Origin of the sequence: Bacillus sp. SKDU12, from assembly GCF_010093085.1 — a bacterium.
In the GTDB taxonomy this organism is placed as follows: domain Bacteria; phylum Bacillota; class Bacilli; order Bacillales; family Bacillaceae; genus Bacillus; species Bacillus mexicanus.
The window spans coordinates 20,161-37,334 of sequence record NZ_MSRC01000017.1; the positions used below are offsets into that span (position 1 = coordinate 20,161).

At 43.3% G+C, this 17,174-nt stretch carries 13 protein-coding genes and 1 pseudogene; 10 read left to right on the top strand and 4 right to left on the bottom strand.

Going from position 1 to position 17,174, the window contains the following annotated elements:
* Positions 1 to 14 precede the first annotated feature (14 nt).
* The 4 genes and pseudogenes from BTW01_RS14340 to BTW01_RS14360 all read left to right on the top strand — a co-directional run bounded on the left by BTW01_RS14340 (position 15) and on the right by BTW01_RS14360 (position 3,555).
* Complete coding sequence (locus BTW01_RS14340) at positions 15 to 1,712, top strand: T7SS effector LXG polymorphic toxin (RefSeq protein WP_238391427.1); 1,698 nt, start codon at positions 15 to 17, stop codon at positions 1,710 to 1,712.
* Positions 1,713 to 1,728: 16 nt separating this feature from the next.
* Positions 1,729 to 2,115, top strand: a complete 387-nt coding sequence (locus BTW01_RS14350; RefSeq protein ID WP_162103636.1) for a hypothetical protein — start codon at positions 1,729 to 1,731, stop codon at positions 2,113 to 2,115.
* A gap of 767 nt (positions 2,116 to 2,882) precedes the next feature.
* Positions 2,883 to 3,006, top strand: a pseudogene (locus tag BTW01_RS14355) (hypothetical protein); the annotation flags it as partial.
* Between the two features lie 102 nt (positions 3,007 to 3,108).
* Positions 3,109 to 3,555 (top strand): universal stress protein, encoded by a 447-nt coding sequence (locus BTW01_RS14360; protein WP_162103638.1) that lies wholly within the window; start codon positions 3,109 to 3,111, stop codon positions 3,553 to 3,555.
* Between the two features lie 180 nt (positions 3,556 to 3,735).
* Here BTW01_RS14360 and BTW01_RS14365 read toward each other — a convergent pair whose 3' ends face one another.
* Both BTW01_RS14365 and BTW01_RS14370 read right to left on the bottom strand, forming a co-directional pair.
* A complete protein-coding gene (locus BTW01_RS14365; protein ID WP_162103639.1) occupies positions 3,736 to 4,500 on the bottom strand; it encodes a TerC family protein in 765 nt (254 codons plus the stop codon).
* A gap of 318 nt (positions 4,501 to 4,818) precedes the next feature.
* Positions 4,819 to 5,541, bottom strand: a complete 723-nt coding sequence (locus BTW01_RS14370; RefSeq protein WP_162103640.1) for a 2OG-Fe dioxygenase family protein — start codon at positions 5,539 to 5,541, stop codon at positions 4,819 to 4,821.
* Positions 5,542 to 5,708: 167 nt separating this feature from the next.
* On the opposite strand from BTW01_RS14370, the gene BTW01_RS14375 reads away from it, so the two are divergent.
* From BTW01_RS14375 to dbpA, 3 genes are all read left to right on the top strand, one after another.
* Positions 5,709 to 6,452, top strand: a complete 744-nt coding sequence (locus BTW01_RS14375; RefSeq protein WP_162103641.1) for an SDR family NAD(P)-dependent oxidoreductase — start codon at positions 5,709 to 5,711, stop codon at positions 6,450 to 6,452.
* Positions 6,453 to 6,517: 65 nt separating this feature from the next.
* Positions 6,518 to 7,441, top strand: a complete 924-nt coding sequence (locus BTW01_RS14380; protein WP_162103983.1) for a DMT family transporter — start codon at positions 6,518 to 6,520, stop codon at positions 7,439 to 7,441.
* A gap of 1,147 nt (positions 7,442 to 8,588) precedes the next feature.
* A complete protein-coding gene (gene dbpA, locus BTW01_RS14385) occupies positions 8,589 to 10,028 on the top strand; it encodes an ATP-dependent RNA helicase DbpA (protein WP_162103642.1) in 1,440 nt (479 codons plus the stop codon).
* A gap of 19 nt (positions 10,029 to 10,047) precedes the next feature.
* On the opposite strand, the gene BTW01_RS14390 is transcribed toward dbpA, so the two are convergent.
* Positions 10,048 to 11,334: an MFS transporter gene (locus tag BTW01_RS14390; RefSeq protein ID WP_162103643.1), complete on the bottom strand. Its 1,287-nt coding sequence runs from the start codon at positions 11,332 to 11,334 to the stop codon at positions 10,048 to 10,050.
* A gap of 203 nt (positions 11,335 to 11,537) precedes the next feature.
* On the opposite strand from BTW01_RS14390, the gene BTW01_RS14395 reads away from it, so the two are divergent.
* A complete protein-coding gene (locus BTW01_RS14395) occupies positions 11,538 to 12,218 on the top strand; it encodes a hypothetical protein (RefSeq protein WP_162103644.1) in 681 nt (226 codons plus the stop codon).
* A gap of 523 nt (positions 12,219 to 12,741) precedes the next feature.
* A complete protein-coding gene (gene bglS, locus BTW01_RS14400; RefSeq protein ID WP_162103645.1) occupies positions 12,742 to 13,473 on the top strand; it encodes a beta-glucanase in 732 nt (243 codons plus the stop codon).
* 123 nt (positions 13,474 to 13,596) lie between these two features.
* Here bglS and citH read toward each other — a convergent pair whose 3' ends face one another.
* Positions 13,597 to 14,877 (bottom strand): citrate transporter CitH, encoded by a 1,281-nt coding sequence (gene citH / locus BTW01_RS14405; protein ID WP_162103646.1) that lies wholly within the window; start codon positions 14,875 to 14,877, stop codon positions 13,597 to 13,599.
* A gap of 201 nt (positions 14,878 to 15,078) precedes the next feature.
* Between citH and BTW01_RS14410 the strand changes: the two genes are divergently transcribed.
* Complete coding sequence (locus tag BTW01_RS14410) at positions 15,079 to 17,139, top strand: catalase (RefSeq protein ID WP_162103647.1); 2,061 nt, start codon at positions 15,079 to 15,081, stop codon at positions 17,137 to 17,139.
* Positions 17,140 to 17,174: the final 35 nt, after the last annotated feature.

Consider the following 17,174-nt stretch of genomic DNA (forward strand, 5'->3'; position numbering starts at 1 on the left):
GGGAGGACAAGGGATTGAAAACATTAGATGTCCACGCTCTTCACGAGGGCATTCAGCATACGATTGAGAAACTGGACAAGCAAAAACAGCAGCTGGAGAAGCTGGAAAAAAGCGTTGAGCATCTGGCAGGCATGAAGGACGCGCTAAAAGGAAAAGGCGGAGACGCCATCCGGACCTTTTACGAGGAGTGCCACAAGCCTTTTCTCCTTTTCTTTGGCATGTTTATCGACGAATACAAAAAAGTGCTGAAACAAACGCAGCATGCGATTTCCTCGGTAGAATCTGACTCCCACGGCATGATCGCAGAGGCTTTTCTCTCACACGATGCGAGACACGGGGTCAAGCATGCGCGCGAAGTAACAGAACAGCTCACAGACGCAGTGAATCGCCAAACATCAGCCATCGGCCACATCGTCAGCCTGCCGACAGTTAATGACTCCTTTTTCCGGGTGGAAACAGAACAGGCTGAACGGCTGATTTCAGACACCCTGCATAAGCTCTTTCAATTTGACGGCCAGCAAACCCAAGCACTAGAAACAGCAAAATCAGATTTTCAAACAATGAAAAAATACATTGATCAGCTCGAAACGATGTACACCGGTCCGAAAATCGAAATCACAGGATACAAAACCGGCTCTATCTTGAAATCTCAGGAAGAAGAAAACATCAACCAAACCTTCGGCGCCATCAATCCGCAAATGAAACAGCCGGATGAATCACCGATGGAGATGATGTTGAAGAAGTTGGAGAAACATAAGCAGTCCAACGTTGATACCGTGATGAAGGATAGCAAACAACAGAAGATTGAGCGTGAGATTCATGCTGATGACAGTAACGTAACGGTATTACAGAAAGAAGCAGCTAAGATATCTCCAAAAGCAGCTGGAGATATTCGAGTGATAAATGGTAAACTTTATAACGTTAAAGGCTGGAAAGTGGTCCAAAGAGTAGATGTTGCTGATGAAACTGTGAGGAATCAAGCAGATATAAACTATATCGGCGGAGTATACAGTATCTACGAAAATGGCCAAATCGTTCGACGATATCTTAAAAATGGTAAACCTAATATTGAAATTGTTGAAAAGATTCCAGACGGCAAAAGTGCTGTCGGGGTAAAGAATATTGATGAAGAAGTACCTGGTTTAGGAAAAGTAACGGATACAATAGGTGAGTTTTTTATTGTTAATGATGGAATTCGGGCAACAACTGGCGAAGATCCTGAAACCTATAAAAAAATTCCAGTTGATGAACGAATGTTGAGTACTCTTTTTATTATTCCTTTTGCTAAAGTTGGGAAGTATGTTTTTGTGTGGAGTAAGGGAGAGAAAGCAGTAAAGAGGGTTCCGAATGTTGGAAAAGATATTAAAGGTAAGGGGAAAAACCCCTCTAATTTTGCAGATAGGGAAAAGCTAGAATCTCATTTCTATAAACATGGAAATGAATTTGGTGAATTATATAAAAATGCTGATGAATATCTTGAAGGTGCAAAAGAAGTGATCAAAAACGGTATAAAAGTTAATTATAATTATAAGGGTGAAATCCGAACAGGTTATGTTAAGTTTATGGGTAATAGCAGAAACGGTAAAGCGAAATTTGAATTTGTAGGTACTAATAATAAAGGGGAAATTACAACCTATCATACTGAGGGTGGAAAAAAGATTTGGAAGACAATTAACGGAAAAAATATTCCAGTAATTAATCCAGCAGATTAGACGGGAGGTTCTTAAGATGATATATAAGGCGCTTGTTAAAAAACTTGATCCACATATCGAAGAGGAAGTGATTCTCGAAATAGAAGGGATAGAATTTACAGGTTTTTCTTCTGTCTGTCCTTATGAAATTGAAGTGGGGAAAAAATATCCTGTGTTAGTTGGTTTTACGATTTTGGATGAGTTAGTTATTCATGAAAGTAAAGAAAAAACAAAAGAATTAGAACGAATTGGTTTAGGATATCAATATTATATTAGGGGAATTTTGCAAGAGAATTCAATTGATGCAGGAATCGTTCTTACTGATGAAGATGAGTATTTTTCTGAATATCCTTATTTGATTGGGGAACATGTTGAGATAAAGGTTGATAGGATAAGCATAGAATTTTTAAGAGACTCTGTTTAAATATAAAAAGTGAAGAAGATAGATGAGAAATTTTTATTGAGAAAAATAAATGATTCATTATTGAAATCAACATATTAGAAGAAGCATTAAAACAAAGAAAAACCTTGAGGGACGAACCTTTCAAGATTTTTGACAATTACCATCTTTTCAAGCAACAATAAAAAAGTTGAGGGGTGGTTTATAATTTTTACTATTTATAATGAATATGATTTATTAGAACTGTTTGATAGTGAGCCCATATGCGTGTCGAGTGATCCGCTTGCAGACGTACTCATGTATACTATAGAGGATATACAAGGCTTTAAACTGATTTCTGACAATGGATGTATACGCTTTGGAGTGCAATCTAAGTCTCACCTTCAATGAGTTGCTTGTTTTTGAATCTGAATTTATAAATGTTACTCAATTAAAGAAGTATAATTCTACTTTATTTATATATATTCATAACGAACCAAAGGTAAAGGTTATATTTAAAAATCAACTTGGAATTATTTTTATTTAATGATACATAAAATGTAAGGAGGTTAGAAATTGAAAATCACCTTAAATACTTTCAAAGTACATCATGTAACTCACGACTGGAATACTCTTTATGGATTGAAAAAAGGTTGGATAAACAAATTGCAGTAATAAACTATGCGGAAAAACAAAATGACTTACCGCTATAAAAGTTATTCGCTTAGTTATAGTCTGCGTTAACAATTCGACCAACACAAACTAAAATTCCGCCGGTGAAAGAAATCTGCAAAATGGAGACAACAGAAACACTGCCGGACGGCGTTGACTTAATCGGCTACACATCATGGGGCCCACTTAGCACATCCACTGCGGGAATAAAAAAAGCGTCAGCTGTATCAGCAGGTCATCGCCACAAACGGAGAGAGTCTCTGACAACTTATTGAAAACTCACGCACTTCAATTGACAATAGCCGGAAGCAGGCGGACAATAAAAGAGAAAGATGAACCACCCACGATCCGAAAGGCGGGATGAGCATGTTTAACAAAATATTAGTTGCGATTGACGGATCAGATATGAGTGCGAAAGCGCTTGATGCCGCAGTGCATTTGGCTAATGAACAGCAGGCGGAGCTAAGCATCCTTCATGTGGGAAGAGAAGCCGTTGTCACGACTTCTTCTCTGACGGGAATGACCTATGTGCCTGAACATTTTATTGAAGAAATCAGGGGCGAGGTTAAAAAAGAAGGTCTGAAAATCCTCGAGAATGCAAAAGAAAATGCAGCTGAAAACGGTGTTCAAGCTGAAACGATCTACGTGAATGGCGAGCCGGCTCATGAAATTTTGAATACGGCAAAAGAGAGAGGCATCAGCCTTATCGTTGTCGGCAGCCGAGGCATCAGCGGCCTGAAAGAAATAATGCTTGGAAGCGTCAGCCATAAAGTATCACAATTATCGCCTTGCCCGGTTTTAATTGTTCGTTGATAAAATTAAAATTGTAAAACAGTTTTACCAAAAGAGGCGCCTTTCATTGACCAATAAGGTAAGGAAAGCCGCCTCCATCTGGTTAACTGGCTATCAAGTTTAGTCCCCGACTTTCTGAGTTTTTATTCGAAGGTAAGTAGCTTATCATATCCTTTCTTTCCATTGATGCTTTTAAATCTTCTATTTATTCGCTGCTTTATTGGCCGGCGCAAACCAACCGAATAATGCAATGGCTACTAAGACGCCATAGAAGATCAGCGTCCAGGTTGTGCCATGCGGAAAGTTGTGGTCCAGGATTCCAATATCTTCATGGGCAAGGGTAATAACCACCAGTTTGACTCCGACCCAGGCCACAATGGCATAAGCGGTTGTTTCCAGTGCAGGGCGCTGATTAAGGAGCTTGACAAACCAGGTTGCTGCAAACTTAATCAGGATCAGGCCGGCAATCCCTCCGAGGACAACAATAATAAATTGTCCTCCATCCATGCCGCCGAAATCATTAAGCGGTGAATCCGGAAGACCGAGTGCTAAAGCAACTGCAGCCAGTATCGAATCAATGGCAAAAGCGAGATCCGCTAAAGCAATCTTCCCGACTGTGGGCCAGAAGCCTTTCCCGGCAGCCTCCTCTTTGTCCTCCTTATGAATGTTCTCATTTTTTTTCCCAAACTGGGCCTTTATCACATGCTTTAAGCCCAGGTAAAGAAGATAAGCAGCTCCTATTGCTTGGATCTGCCAGACATTTGCGATAAACGAAATGGCAAAAAGCGCTGCAAACCGGAAGGCAAATGCCATGATAATTCCATAATTTATTGCTTTTTTTTTCTGATCGTCGGGTAAATGTTTGGCGATCACTGCCAGTACAAGAGCATTATCTGCTGACAGCAGTCCTTCTAATCCGATTAAAATTAACAATGTCCAGGCATATTCCAGCCAGATAGACTCCATTAACATCTTTCCTTTCTAAAATGTAAGTTGTGATATCAACAGTATTACCCCTCTCGTCAATAGTTAACTCCATTGAACATAATAGTATTTATTGGTTCTTCCTTCGTGCTGGTAAAAAACACCCCGGCTCGCAGAGAAGCCGGGGCGTTTTTGAAACAGAAAATTTATAAATATGAAAAAAATCATCTAGTCATTTCATCGTAGGTATTTTTCTTTTTTATACGGTTTTTGTTCATTCTTCTCTTCATTGTAATGACCTGAAATTTGGAATAATGAACATGCTTTGTGGTTATTTTAAAATGGTTATATATCTGTCTTTTATTTATTAGAAAAGGTAACCAAAAGGATATCTCGATGCGCGCCATCTGCATTGGCAGTGCCGACTGGTGTTACCGCATGAAAGACTTTTTGTCCGAGAGCGAGTGTTTCAAGCGGGTTCGTCAGCCGCAGCACTTTATCAATTTGTTTGACAGACGGAGCAATCAAGTTATCGCCGCCGATAGCATCTTCGCTCAGTTGAAACAAATGGACGAATACAAGCGGTTCATCATCGCGGTGCAGCCAAATAGGAGAACTGTATGATGGTGCCTCAGGAGTGACACGGTATCTGACTTGATGGAGCCCGACGATCACTTCCTTCTCCCAATCGACTAAATCGGTTTGACGGGCTATTTCTACGTTTGAATGTATCATTTGCTGCGTCACTGGATGCTGCAAAAACTCGTCTGATATTTTATCGAATTGTCTGACAATACCTCCGTCATCATAATTGTATTCTTTCGATTGGAAATATCCATTATCAGGATCTAATTCAAGGGTGTCAGAGTGAGGGGCCAGAATATAGCGAGAGTGCGCTCTGTAACGGCCGCCTCCTTTAGGGTCTGCTTTCAAATCATCATATGTAAGCTGTAATTCGTGCACTGCGCTGTCTGTTGTTTTTTGCTGGTAGAAATCTGCTGGAATATAAGAATAGCCGTTTTCCGTTAAATAAGAAGCATAGTTAGCAATATCAGATTGTAACTCTTTTGACACTTGTACCATATCGATCTCTCCTTAAAAAGTAGATGATTTTTTCGGACATATCCTGTATGATAGAAAATGTGGAAAATAGAGGATGTAACACCATGCTAAAATATTTGTAATATGTTGTCAAATATTATTATTCAGATTATTTCGAATTACCAAAATGAAAAAAGGCAGAATGTAAAATGGCGAAAAAAAAGATTATAATGATTACTGGGGCAAATAGCGGAATTGGTTTTGCGGCGGTACAGCAATTTCTAGCAGACGGCTTTCGGGTCGTTGGAGTAGATATTCAAACGAATAAAATGTCAGAATTTATAGTCAACAATGATTTTCACATGGAAGAAGCAGACTTGTCTGATGTCCAGCAGGCGGAATCCTTGCTGCCAAAGCTTGAACAAAGCCGATTGATTCCTGACATCTTAATGAATGCAGCAGGAATAAGGGAAATCACCCCTGTTCTTGAATTATCAGCAGATGCATTCAAAAAGGTGATAGACATTAATCTCACGGCAGCTTTTATTCTTTCACGAGATGCGGCAAGGCTATGGTCTAAGCTGGGAATACGAGGCTGTGTGATCAACATCGCCTCTGTGTCCGGGCTGATGGCAGAGCCTGCTCGGGCTGCCTATGTGTCTTCCAAGCATGCGGTTATCGGATTGACAAAGCAGCTTGCTATGGAATTCGGATCAATGGGAATCAGGGTGAATAGCATTTCGCCGGGCGTGATCCAGACAGAATTAACGGAAGCGTATTTTCAAGACGAAGAAATGGTTCAGCTGATTAAAGATAACCATGCCCTGCATACGTGGGGGCAACCGAGTGATGTCGTTTCCTGTATGAAGTATTTGGCTTCTGATGAGGCGCACTTTATTACAGGTTCAAACTTTGTCATAGACGGAGGCTGGACGGCTGGCAAGAAACTATAAAAAAGGAAAAGCACCTTGCAGTGGGGTGCTTTTCCCTATACATAACTGGAGGTAGAATACGCTTGATGCAGCAAGATCTCTTAATGGCACAAAAACAAAAATCAACAGCCGTACTGAAAATGGTCATCTCCATGGTGATTTTCGGTTCAATCGGCTTTTTCTCAGAGCATACCAATCTGCCGTCATTTGAACTGGTATTTGTCCGCTGCCTTTGCGCGACGCTATTTTTAAGCTTCTGCTGGCTGGCGTCCGGTCAGTATAAAACCGAAAAGTGGAGCAAGAGGGATGTGCTGCAAACATTGGCATGCGGTTTCTTTCTTGTATTCAACTGGGTGTTTTTATTTAAGTCTTTTGAAGAAACATCTGTTACGATTGCCATCTCTGTTTATCACCTTGCGCCGGTGCTTGTCCTTCTTCTGGGGAGCATCATCTACAGAGAGAGATTACATGTCATTTCCGTCAGCTCCATTGTCATCTGTTTTCTAGGAACGGCGCTGATTTCCGGAATTAACGGCAGTACTTCATTTACACAGCTGATGGGGTCAGGAATCATTTGGGCAGTTCTCGCCGCACTGTTTTATGCGTTCACTACTTTATTAGGGAAAGGCATTCAAAACCTCAGCCCTTACACGACCACATTTTTGCAAACCGGTTTAGGGGTTGTTATCCTGATTCCGTTTATTCACTTCGGCACTTTTGCTGATCTGTCTCAAGGAAACTGGATCATGGTGGTATCTACCGGTATCATTCATACAGGTATTGTGTATTTGCTGTTTTTTGACAGTTTGCGATTTTTATCAACGAAATTTATTTCAATCATTGTCTTCCTTGACCCAGCTGTCGCAATTGTACTCGATACCGTCTTAACAGGCTTTCGCCCAGACCTCTATCAAACACTTGGCATTGTAATGATCTTTGCGGGCATGGCTTTGACGCTTGTCAGAAGACAGGGGAAAGTGGAAGTTATGGCTGAAGATTCTCAAATGTAGATTTTATGAAAGAATATCGAAGCAGCTGTTGGATACAGCTGCTTTTTTATGTCTGAACGTTCTTTCGGTATAATCAAGGATATATCACTAGCAGAACAGGTAATAGTTAAAGCATTGGTCTATCATCATTGTGTGTGTGAGGAATTACATAATGAAAAAGAAATTGATCATGACATTTACGGCTTTTGTTATTGCCCTTGATAAGTATTCCAGACATTTATATTGCTGGTAACAAAACTTAAGCTAAAAATTGGATGCGAAAAGAAAGTATTTGGACGACCTACTACCATTCAGGTTCATTTAAAAACTATACATATTCACCAACATTTCAGATTTGGCACTCAGGCCAAGGGACAAATGCAAGCATTACTGCCAAAGAATCTGGAAGCGGGAAAATAAAAGCCGAGATGCAACAGAAGACAAGGCATACTAACTTGAGCTACAGCAAAGCATCTAAGAGCTATAAAACAAAATACAGGTTTAAATGTAGTAACCCAGGAACTAAAAAACGATTCTGTATACATTCTCTTCTCTTTATTAATCGTTTTATGACTAAGCAAGCCCCAGCCTTCACTCAAGGTTGGGGTTTCTGCGCTTGACTCGCCAAATTCTAAAGACAGAGGCTGTGTAAGTGAGGATAGCCGGGATAGTAATGGCGATGAGAAAGATAAAAAGGATGTGAATGGTGTTATTAAGTATGGAAGCTTCATCAGAAATAAGCATACTCCTGATGATAGTGACGCAGTAAGACAGAGCATAAACAATGTGATATAGCGAAGGTTATATTCACTTTGTTTATATTTATCAATCATGGTTGAACGGTCGGAGTAAATCGGCTTCGTTCCGCCTACAGTTGTTATAAAAAGAAAACTGCCGAGTATGCATTTTTCATAGGATGGTGCGCTTGGCTTTAGCCAAGAGAAAAAACACACCACATTAACTTGAGTGTTTTCAGCTCAGTACCCTTTACATTGAACGCTCCGGACAATCCCTTGCGTTATATGGCCAGAGATAAGCTGTATCCAACCACCCGGAAATCGCACTAATGCGACATTGCTGGTTTTACTGCATCATTTTTCGACAAAACACATATGCCTTCGCCAATTAGAGTATAATGAGAACATCTGCAAGAGACAGGAGTTTATACATGAGTCATTTTAAAAACTATCAAATCAGTCATGACATTTTACGAGCATTAGAAGGATTGGGATATACAGAACCGACGAAGGTACAGCAGAGCGTGATTCCGGCTGCCCTTGAACGAAAGGATCTTGTCGTCAAATCACAGACGGGAAGCGGGAAAACAGCTTCATTCGGGATTCCCCTCTGTGAGCTGGCGGATTGGGATGAAAACAAGCCGCAGGCGCTGATCCTGACACCGACCCGTGAGCTGGCGGTGCAAGTAAAAGAGGATATTACGAACATCGGACGATTCAAACGGATCAAAGCGACAGCCGTGTTTGGGAAATCATCCTTTGATAAACAAAAGGCTGAGCTTAAGCAAAAAAGCCATATTGTTGTCGGCACACCGGGGCGTGTCTTAGATCATATCGAAAAGGGCACACTGCCGTTAGACCGTCTCTCCTATTTGGTTATTGATGAAGCGGATGAGATGCTGAATATGGGCTTCATCGAGCAGGTGGAGGCGATTATCAAGCATCTGCCGACTGAGCGTACGACGATGCTGTTTTCAGCGACGCTGCCGGAGGATATTGAGAAGCTGAGCCGTCAATATATGCAAAATCCGGAGCATATTGAAATCAAAGCGGCAGGACTAACCACAAAGAATATTGAACATGCGGTGATTCAAGTAAGAGAAGAGAATAAGCTTGCTTTGCTGAAAGATGTGCTGATGACCGAAAATCCCGACAGCTGCATCATTTTCTGCAGGACGAAAGAGCATGTCAACCAGCTGACCGATGAATTGGATGACTTAGGCTATCCATGCGATAAAATTCATGGCGGAATGATTCAGGAAGATCGGTTTGACGTCATGAATGAATTTAAACGGGGCGATTACCGGTACCTAGTCGCGACAGACGTCGCCGCGCGCGGGATTGATATTGAAAATATCTCCCTTGTCATCAACTACGACCTGCCGCTCGAAAAGGAAAGCTACGTCCACCGCACGGGCCGGACGGGGCGTGCAGGGAATAAAGGGAAGGCCATTTCGTTTGTCACCGCGTTCGAAAAACGGTTTTTAGCCGACATTGAAGAATATATCGGCTTTGACATTCAAAAAATAGAAGCGCCTTCTCAAGAGGAAGTGGCAAAGAAGAAACCTGATTTTCTATCTAAATTAAATGATCGTCCGGACATCAAAAAGGACAAAAGCGAAGAGCTGAATAAAGACATTATGAAGCTGTATTTTAACGGCGGAAAGAAAAAGAAAATCAGAGCGGTTGATTTTGTAGGAACGATTGCCAAAATTGACGGCGTGTCAGCTGATGATATCGGTATCATCACGATTATGGATAACGCCTCTTATGTGGAGATTTTAAATGGTAAAGGCCCTCATGTTCTTAAGGTGATGAAGGACACAACCGTTAAAGGGAAAAAGCTCAAGGTGAATAAAGCGAATAAATGATGAAGTGACCTGCTCCCTCTTAAAGGGGCAGGTCATTTTTCTGCCGGCTGACATCGGCGCTGGCCTCTTCGGGAACAAACGCGAGAATCACAATTCCGATTACAAATAGCACAATCAGGCTGAACACCGCAGTCGAGGATTTTCCGGTCATCTGGGCGGTAACGGCAATAAGCAGCGGCCCCATAATCGAGGCGAATTTTCCGAAAATGTTGTAGAAGCCGAAGAATTCATTGGCGTGGCGCTTAGGCACAAGCTTGGCGAAATAAGAACGGCTTAGGGCTTGAATGCCGCCCTGCGAGGTAGCGACAAGCATAGCCAGTATCCAGAAATCCAGTGTTGTCTCCAGAAAATAAGCGTATACGCAGACAATCATATAAATGACGATCCCGACGTACAGCATTGTCTTCCCTGTAAAGCGTTCTGCCAGTTTTCCGTAGACAATGGAAAACGGCGCGGCGACGACCTGAGTGACAAACAGGATAATCAGGAGGCTTGAGGGGCTGATCCCTAAATCAGATCCGTAGGATGTCGACATCGTAATGATCGTGCCGACTCCGTCGATATAAAAGAAATAAGCAAGCAAAAAGAGGAACAGCGCCCGGTACTGTCTGATCCGCTTCATCGTTTGGCCGAGCCGCTTAAAGCTGTTGATAACGATACGGGGTTCTCTTTTGATGGAATAGCGCTGATGGACATGCTTCAGCATCGGGATGGTGAACAGACCCCACCAGGCAGCTGTTATGAAAAAGGCGAGCCGACTTGCGGCCGGTACAGACAACGAAATTATCTCTGCTTGAGCGAGCAGGATGACAGCGATGCTGATGATAAATGGAATGGTGCTTCCGATGTAGCCTAAGCCAAAGCCCTGTGCCGAAACGAGATTCATGCGTTTTTCTGACGTAACATCAACAAGAAAGGCATCATAAAACACGTTGGCGCCGGAAAAGCCGATAGCTGATATCGTATAAAACAGCAATAAAAGCAGCCAATGTTCACTCGGGATAAAGGCAAGCAGCGCAGTGCTGGCGACACCGACAGACACAAAGAAACCGAAGAACCGTTTTTTGCACCCCTCATAGTCGGCGATCGTGCCTAAAATCGGTCCGAGCATGGCGAGAATAAATGTCGACATCGCAATAGTATAGCCTAAATAGGCAGTTGATTGAGCGGCGCCGACACCGCTTTCCGAAGCCGCTGATTTATAAAACAACGGAAACACCGCGGTGGTCACGACAATCGAGTAGGCGGAATTTGCCCAGTCATATAACATCCAGCTGTTTTCTTGTTTCGTAAAACGCTTCATCATCAGAGCCCCTCTCCGGAAACGATACTACCATTGTACGAGGATCAATTATGAAAAGAATGAAATGCACGTTAATTTTACAAACTGTTTATGTGTTGGCTGTTAAATCATACTTTTGATTTATTGATGGGTACCGGAATATCTGGTACCATTTCACTATATTTTCCGCATTTTCCAGAAGAGATTCAGCAGAGAGGAGATAGAGCATGAGGCGAATAGGCTTGTATATAAGCCTGCTGGTCACAGTTCTTGTGATGAGCGCATGCGAAAGTGATGGCGAGGCTCAGACGTTTGCAGATTGCGGCCAAAAGACAGTAAAATATACCGCAGCGAAACCGATGAGCAATAAGAATAATCAGGAGTTCAAAATTCTCACGAGCGATATGCAGCTGGCGATTGTATTCAGTGCCATGATACGTGTAAGCGAAGCATTTGATTATGGAATCGGCAATCCTGAATATTTCGTGCGGAGCAGCATGACTGAAGAAGCAGCAAACAAGGCAAAGGAGAACCTTGAATCGATTCAACTCGAAAACAAATCGCTAAAAAGACAAAACAGTGAGGCAATCGCTTTGCTTAAAAAAACCCGAAACCAAGAAATGAGCCGCGCTGAAATGCAGCAGCTGAAAGATAATCGAGATGCCTTTTTTGAGGTGTCTGACAGTATGATGACGCTCATCAGCCAGGTCACAACGAAAAACGCGAAGCAGACGAGACAGCAGCTGGATCAGCTGAAAAAACAATATACGCAATATAGCGCCGAAAGTGTGAAAATCATGAACAGTATTGTTAAGAAGCAGGGAGCTGACAAGGCATCATTTAAACGCCATTTGGAGACGCTGCTTCAAAAACAGCCCGGGCAGCCGGTGCTAAATGAATTGTATTGACCATTCCCGTCTTTCCCGGATGATATTGGCTGACACCAAAAGAATGTACAAAGGGCATTCTCCACTCATCACCATAGAAAACGGGCTTGGCGCTTTTAAACAGCTAGAAGTGAGCCATTGACTTGATTTCCTTACGTCAGCCGAGATGAATTTGTGACTGTAAATTATTTTTTTTGCAACATCGCAAGATATCCCTTGATCATATTTCTTTTAGCCTTAGCGAGTAGACTTTTATATTGAATAGACTCTTTGACTGGTAGTACATCGATTCATTTTCCTTCTCTTTTGTTAAAACCGCCGTGTTGAAGAAGGGATACCAAACATGTTCCCTAGAATTCGATCCGCCTCATTACCTTTATGTTTAAAAAAGCTGAGTCTAATTTACTTTTTAAGCTGAAAATGATAGTAACAGGGTTCTAGTAAGTACAAGTCGTTATTATCATTATTTTGACTGATGTTCCCTTTTAAAAGAATCATGTATGATCATTTAGGAAAACGCTTTCAAACAAAGGGGGATGCCAACATGTCTTATCGTATGAAACGAGTGTTGTTGCTTCTTGTCACTGGATTGTTTCTAAGTTTGTCTGCAGTCACTTCTACTGCCTCGGCTCAAACAGGCGGATCGTTTTATGACCCTTTTAACAGCTATAACTCTGGTTTATGGCAAAAAGCAAATGGTTATTCGAATGGGGATATGTTCAACTGCACTTGGCGTGCAAATAACGTATCAATGACGTCAGCAGGTGAACTGCGTTTGGCATTGACAAGTCCGTCTTATAACAAGTTTGACTGCGGGGAAAACCGCTCAGTTCAAACATATGGCTATGGGCTTTATGAAGTCAGGATGAAACCAGCAAAAAATGTAGGGATCGTTTCTTCGTTCTTCACTTACACAGGTCCAACGGATGGAACTCCTTGGGATGAGATTGATATCGAATTTTTAGGAAAAGACACAACAAAGGTCCAATTTAACTATTATACGAATGGTGCAGGAAACCATGAGAAGCTTGTGGATCTCGGATTTGATGCTGCCAACTCCTATCATACGTATGCATTTGATTGGCAGCCAAACTCTATTAAATGGTACGTCGATGGACAATTAAAGCATACCGCGACAAGCCAAATTCCGACTACGCCAGGAAAGATCATGATGAACTTGTGGAATGGTACAGGTGTCGATGACTGGCTCGGTTCCTACAATGGAGTAACACCGCTATACGCTCATTATGACTGGGTACGTTATACAAAAAAATAATATTAAATGTGATAAGAGCCTGCTGCCTCAATATAGCCAGGCTCTTTCTTTGTGACCCTTATGCTGCCACTTTACTCATTGTAGATTGATACAGTACAAGAGGATTTCCACCGGCGTTTTATTTTAAAACGAAATAACCCCAATCAATAGCGCCGCCATCGTCATCACAATCGTTGTCCCCACGGCCCATTTGATGGTGAATTTTTGATGGTCGCCAAAGCTGACACCTGCCATTCCGACCAATAGATAGGTGGAAGGCACAAGCGGGCTGAGAAGATGCACCGGCTGGCCCAGCAAAGAGGCTCTTCCGATTTCAGCGGCGTCTATTCCGTAAGCGGAAGCGGCTTCTGCGATGATGGGAAGGACCCCGAAGTAAAAGGCATCATTCGACATGAAAAAGGTGAAAGGCATGCTGACAATGGCTGTGATCAGCGGCAGGTGCGGGCCCATGGCATCTGGAATGAGTGAAACGAGAGAGTGTGCCATCGCATCGACCATTTTTGTGCCGGAGAGAACGCCTGTGAAAATACCTGCCGCAAACACCATCGAAACAACGTTTAGCGCATTTCCCGCATGCGCCGAAATCCGATTCTGCTGCTCTTTGACATTTGGATAGTTGACCATCAAGGCGATGGCGAACGCGGTCATAAAAAGAACAGGGAGCGGCAGCAGGCTGGTGATTAGAGCCGCCATCAGAGCGACAGTCAGCAGCAGATTAAACCATTGGAGAGCGGGACGTTTGAGCGGCGGTGCATCTATATCAGAAGACGGCGCGTATTCAATCGAAATGACGCCGAGCCGCTTCCGTTCTTTTGTTCCAAGAATATAAGCAACGGCGATTACCCAGAGAATGCCGGCGATCATGGCGGGAATCAGCGGCGTAAAGACCTCCGACGTATCCAATTGTAAGGAAGCCAAAACCCTCGCCGTCGGTCCGCCCCACGGAATAATATTCATAACACCCGAACCGAGCATCGCAATTCCCGCTAACACCAAACGATTCATGCCGAGCCGTTTGTAAAGCGGCAGCATCGCTGCGATGGTAAGCATGTAGGTTGTCGTTCCATCTCCATCCAGCGAAATGGTCATCGTTAACACCGCAGTTCCTACAGTGATTTTTAAGGGGTCTCCTTTGACAAGCGATAGGATTTTTGCAATGAGAGGATCAAACAAACCTGAGTCAATCATAATACCGAAATACAGGATGGCGAATAACAGCATGATTCCGGTAGGAGCGAGGTCTGTAACACCCTGAATCATCATCTCGCCGAGATCTTTGCCAAAGCCGCTTATCAATGCAAACACAACAGGAATAACAATCAACGCAATAAGAGCGGAAAGCCGGTTAGACATAATGAGGTACATAAAAACAATGATCATCACAAAACCAAGTACAGCAAGCACGATATGACCTCCCTCGTTTAACAATAAAATTAGTAAGCGCTTCCAAATGTTTTTTCTGCCAGGAAGGCTTATTTCAAATATGTATGACCCTGTATGCAGGTGTAGACCTAAAATCCTATTAAGCAGATTAGCAGTTTATATGAAGAATGCTGCGGGTAAATGTGCTGTAGAATGTTTTGTTTGGAAAAAGGGGGAACTGACATGAGTGATGATCAAAACAAACGTGTAAATGAACACTCAAAGGATGAGCAGCTTGAGCAGTACAGGAGCGATAACAGCGGGAAGAAAATGACAACAAACCAAGGTCTGCGGGTATCAGAGGATGAGCACTCGTTAAAAGCAGGGGTTCGCGGCCCGACGCTAATGGAGGATTTTCACTTCCGGGAGAAAATGACACACTTTGACCATGAGAGAATTCCAGAGCGTGTCGTGCATGCGCGCGGATATGGCGTGCATGGCTTTTTTCAGGTTTACGAGCCGATGACAGAGTACACACGGGCCAAATTTCTTCAAGACCCTTCAGTGAAGACACCCGTATTTGTCCGGTTTTCGACGGTCGCAGGTTCTAAAGGTTCCGCCGACACAGTGCGCGATGCCCGGGGTTTTGCGACGAAATTTTATACGGAAGAAGGAAACTACGATCTAGTCGGCAATAACATCCCTGTGTTTTTCATTCAGGATGCGATCAAATTTCCGGATTTGGTTCACGCGTTTAAGCCTGAGCCTCACAATGAAATGCCTCAGGCCGCGACTGCCCATGACACGTTTTGGGATTTTGTCGCCAACAACCCTGAGTCAGCTCATATGGTGATGTGGACGATGTCAGACCGAGGCATCCCGCGCAGCTACAGAATGATGGAAGGCTTCGGCGTTCACACGTTCCGTTTTGTCAATGAACAAGGAAAGGCGCGTTTCGTGAAATTCCACTGGAAGCCTGTTTTAGGCGTGCATTCTCTCGTATGGGATGAAGCGCAGAAAATTGCCGGGAAAGATCCGGATTTCCACCGCCGCGATCTGTGGGAAACCATTGAAAATGGCGGCACAGTTGAATATGAACTCGGTGTTCAGATGATTGATGAAGAAGATGAATTCAAATTTGATTTTGATATTCTTGATCCGACAAAACTGTGGCCGGAAGAACTTGTACCAGTAAAAATCATTGGGAAAATGACACTGAACCGCAACCAGGACAATGTATTTGCAGAAACGGAACAAGTCGCTTTCCACCCGGGAAATGTTGTGCCGGGCATTGATTTTACAAATGATCCGTTATTGCAAGGACGACTTTTCTCATATACAGATACACAGCTGATTCGTCTCGGCGGCCCAAACTTCCATGAGCTTCCGATTAACCGTCCGGTTTGTCCGTTCCATAACAACCAATACGACGGCTATCATCGAATGACGATCAATAAGGGACCAGTCGCTTATCATAAAAACTCTCTGCAAAACAATGATCCGTCGCCTGCGACAGCAGAAGAAGGCGGCTATGTCCACTATGAGGAAAAAGTAGAAGGCAAAAAAATCCGCCAGCGGAGCGACAGCTTTAACGATTATTACTCACAGGCGAAGCTGTTCTGGAACAGCATGTCTCCTGTCGAGAAACAGCATATCATCTCTGCTTTCTGCTTCGAGGTCGGGAAGGTTAAAAGCAAGGACGTACAGCGGCAGGTCGTTGACGTTTTCAGCAATGTCGATGCAGACTTAGCAGAAGAAATCGCCAAAGGAGTAGGTGTGGAGCCGCCGGCAAAACAGAAAGAATCAAAAGAGATTCTGACCTCACCAGCGTTAAGCCAAGCCCGTACCGTAACAACCGCGTTGTCGAGAAAAGTTGCTGTTCTCGTCGGAAACGGATTCGATGAAAAAGAGCTTCAAACAGTGCTGGATGCCTTAAAGCAAGAAGGGATCACGGTGGATATTATCAGCCAAACGCTGGGATACATCACAAGCAGCAACGGACAGCAGCTTGAGGCCAGCGGCACGTTCCTGACGACTGATTCTGTTCTGTATGATGCTGTTTACGCCGCAGGAGGACCAGCGCTAAAAGACAACAAGCAAGCGATGGCATTTATACAAGAAGCCTACAGCCACTATAAGGCGATCAGTGCGGCAAATGAAGGAGTTGACCTTCTTCAGGCAGCTGTCGGCACAACAGAGGGGCCGGGCGTCGTGACCGCGAAAGATGAAGCTGATTACACTGATTTCAGCAAGACGTTTATCGAGGCAGTCGCCGCCCACCGTCATTGGGATAGACGAATTTGACCTGCTCCTGTATCGTAAAGGAAGATACTTTTCAT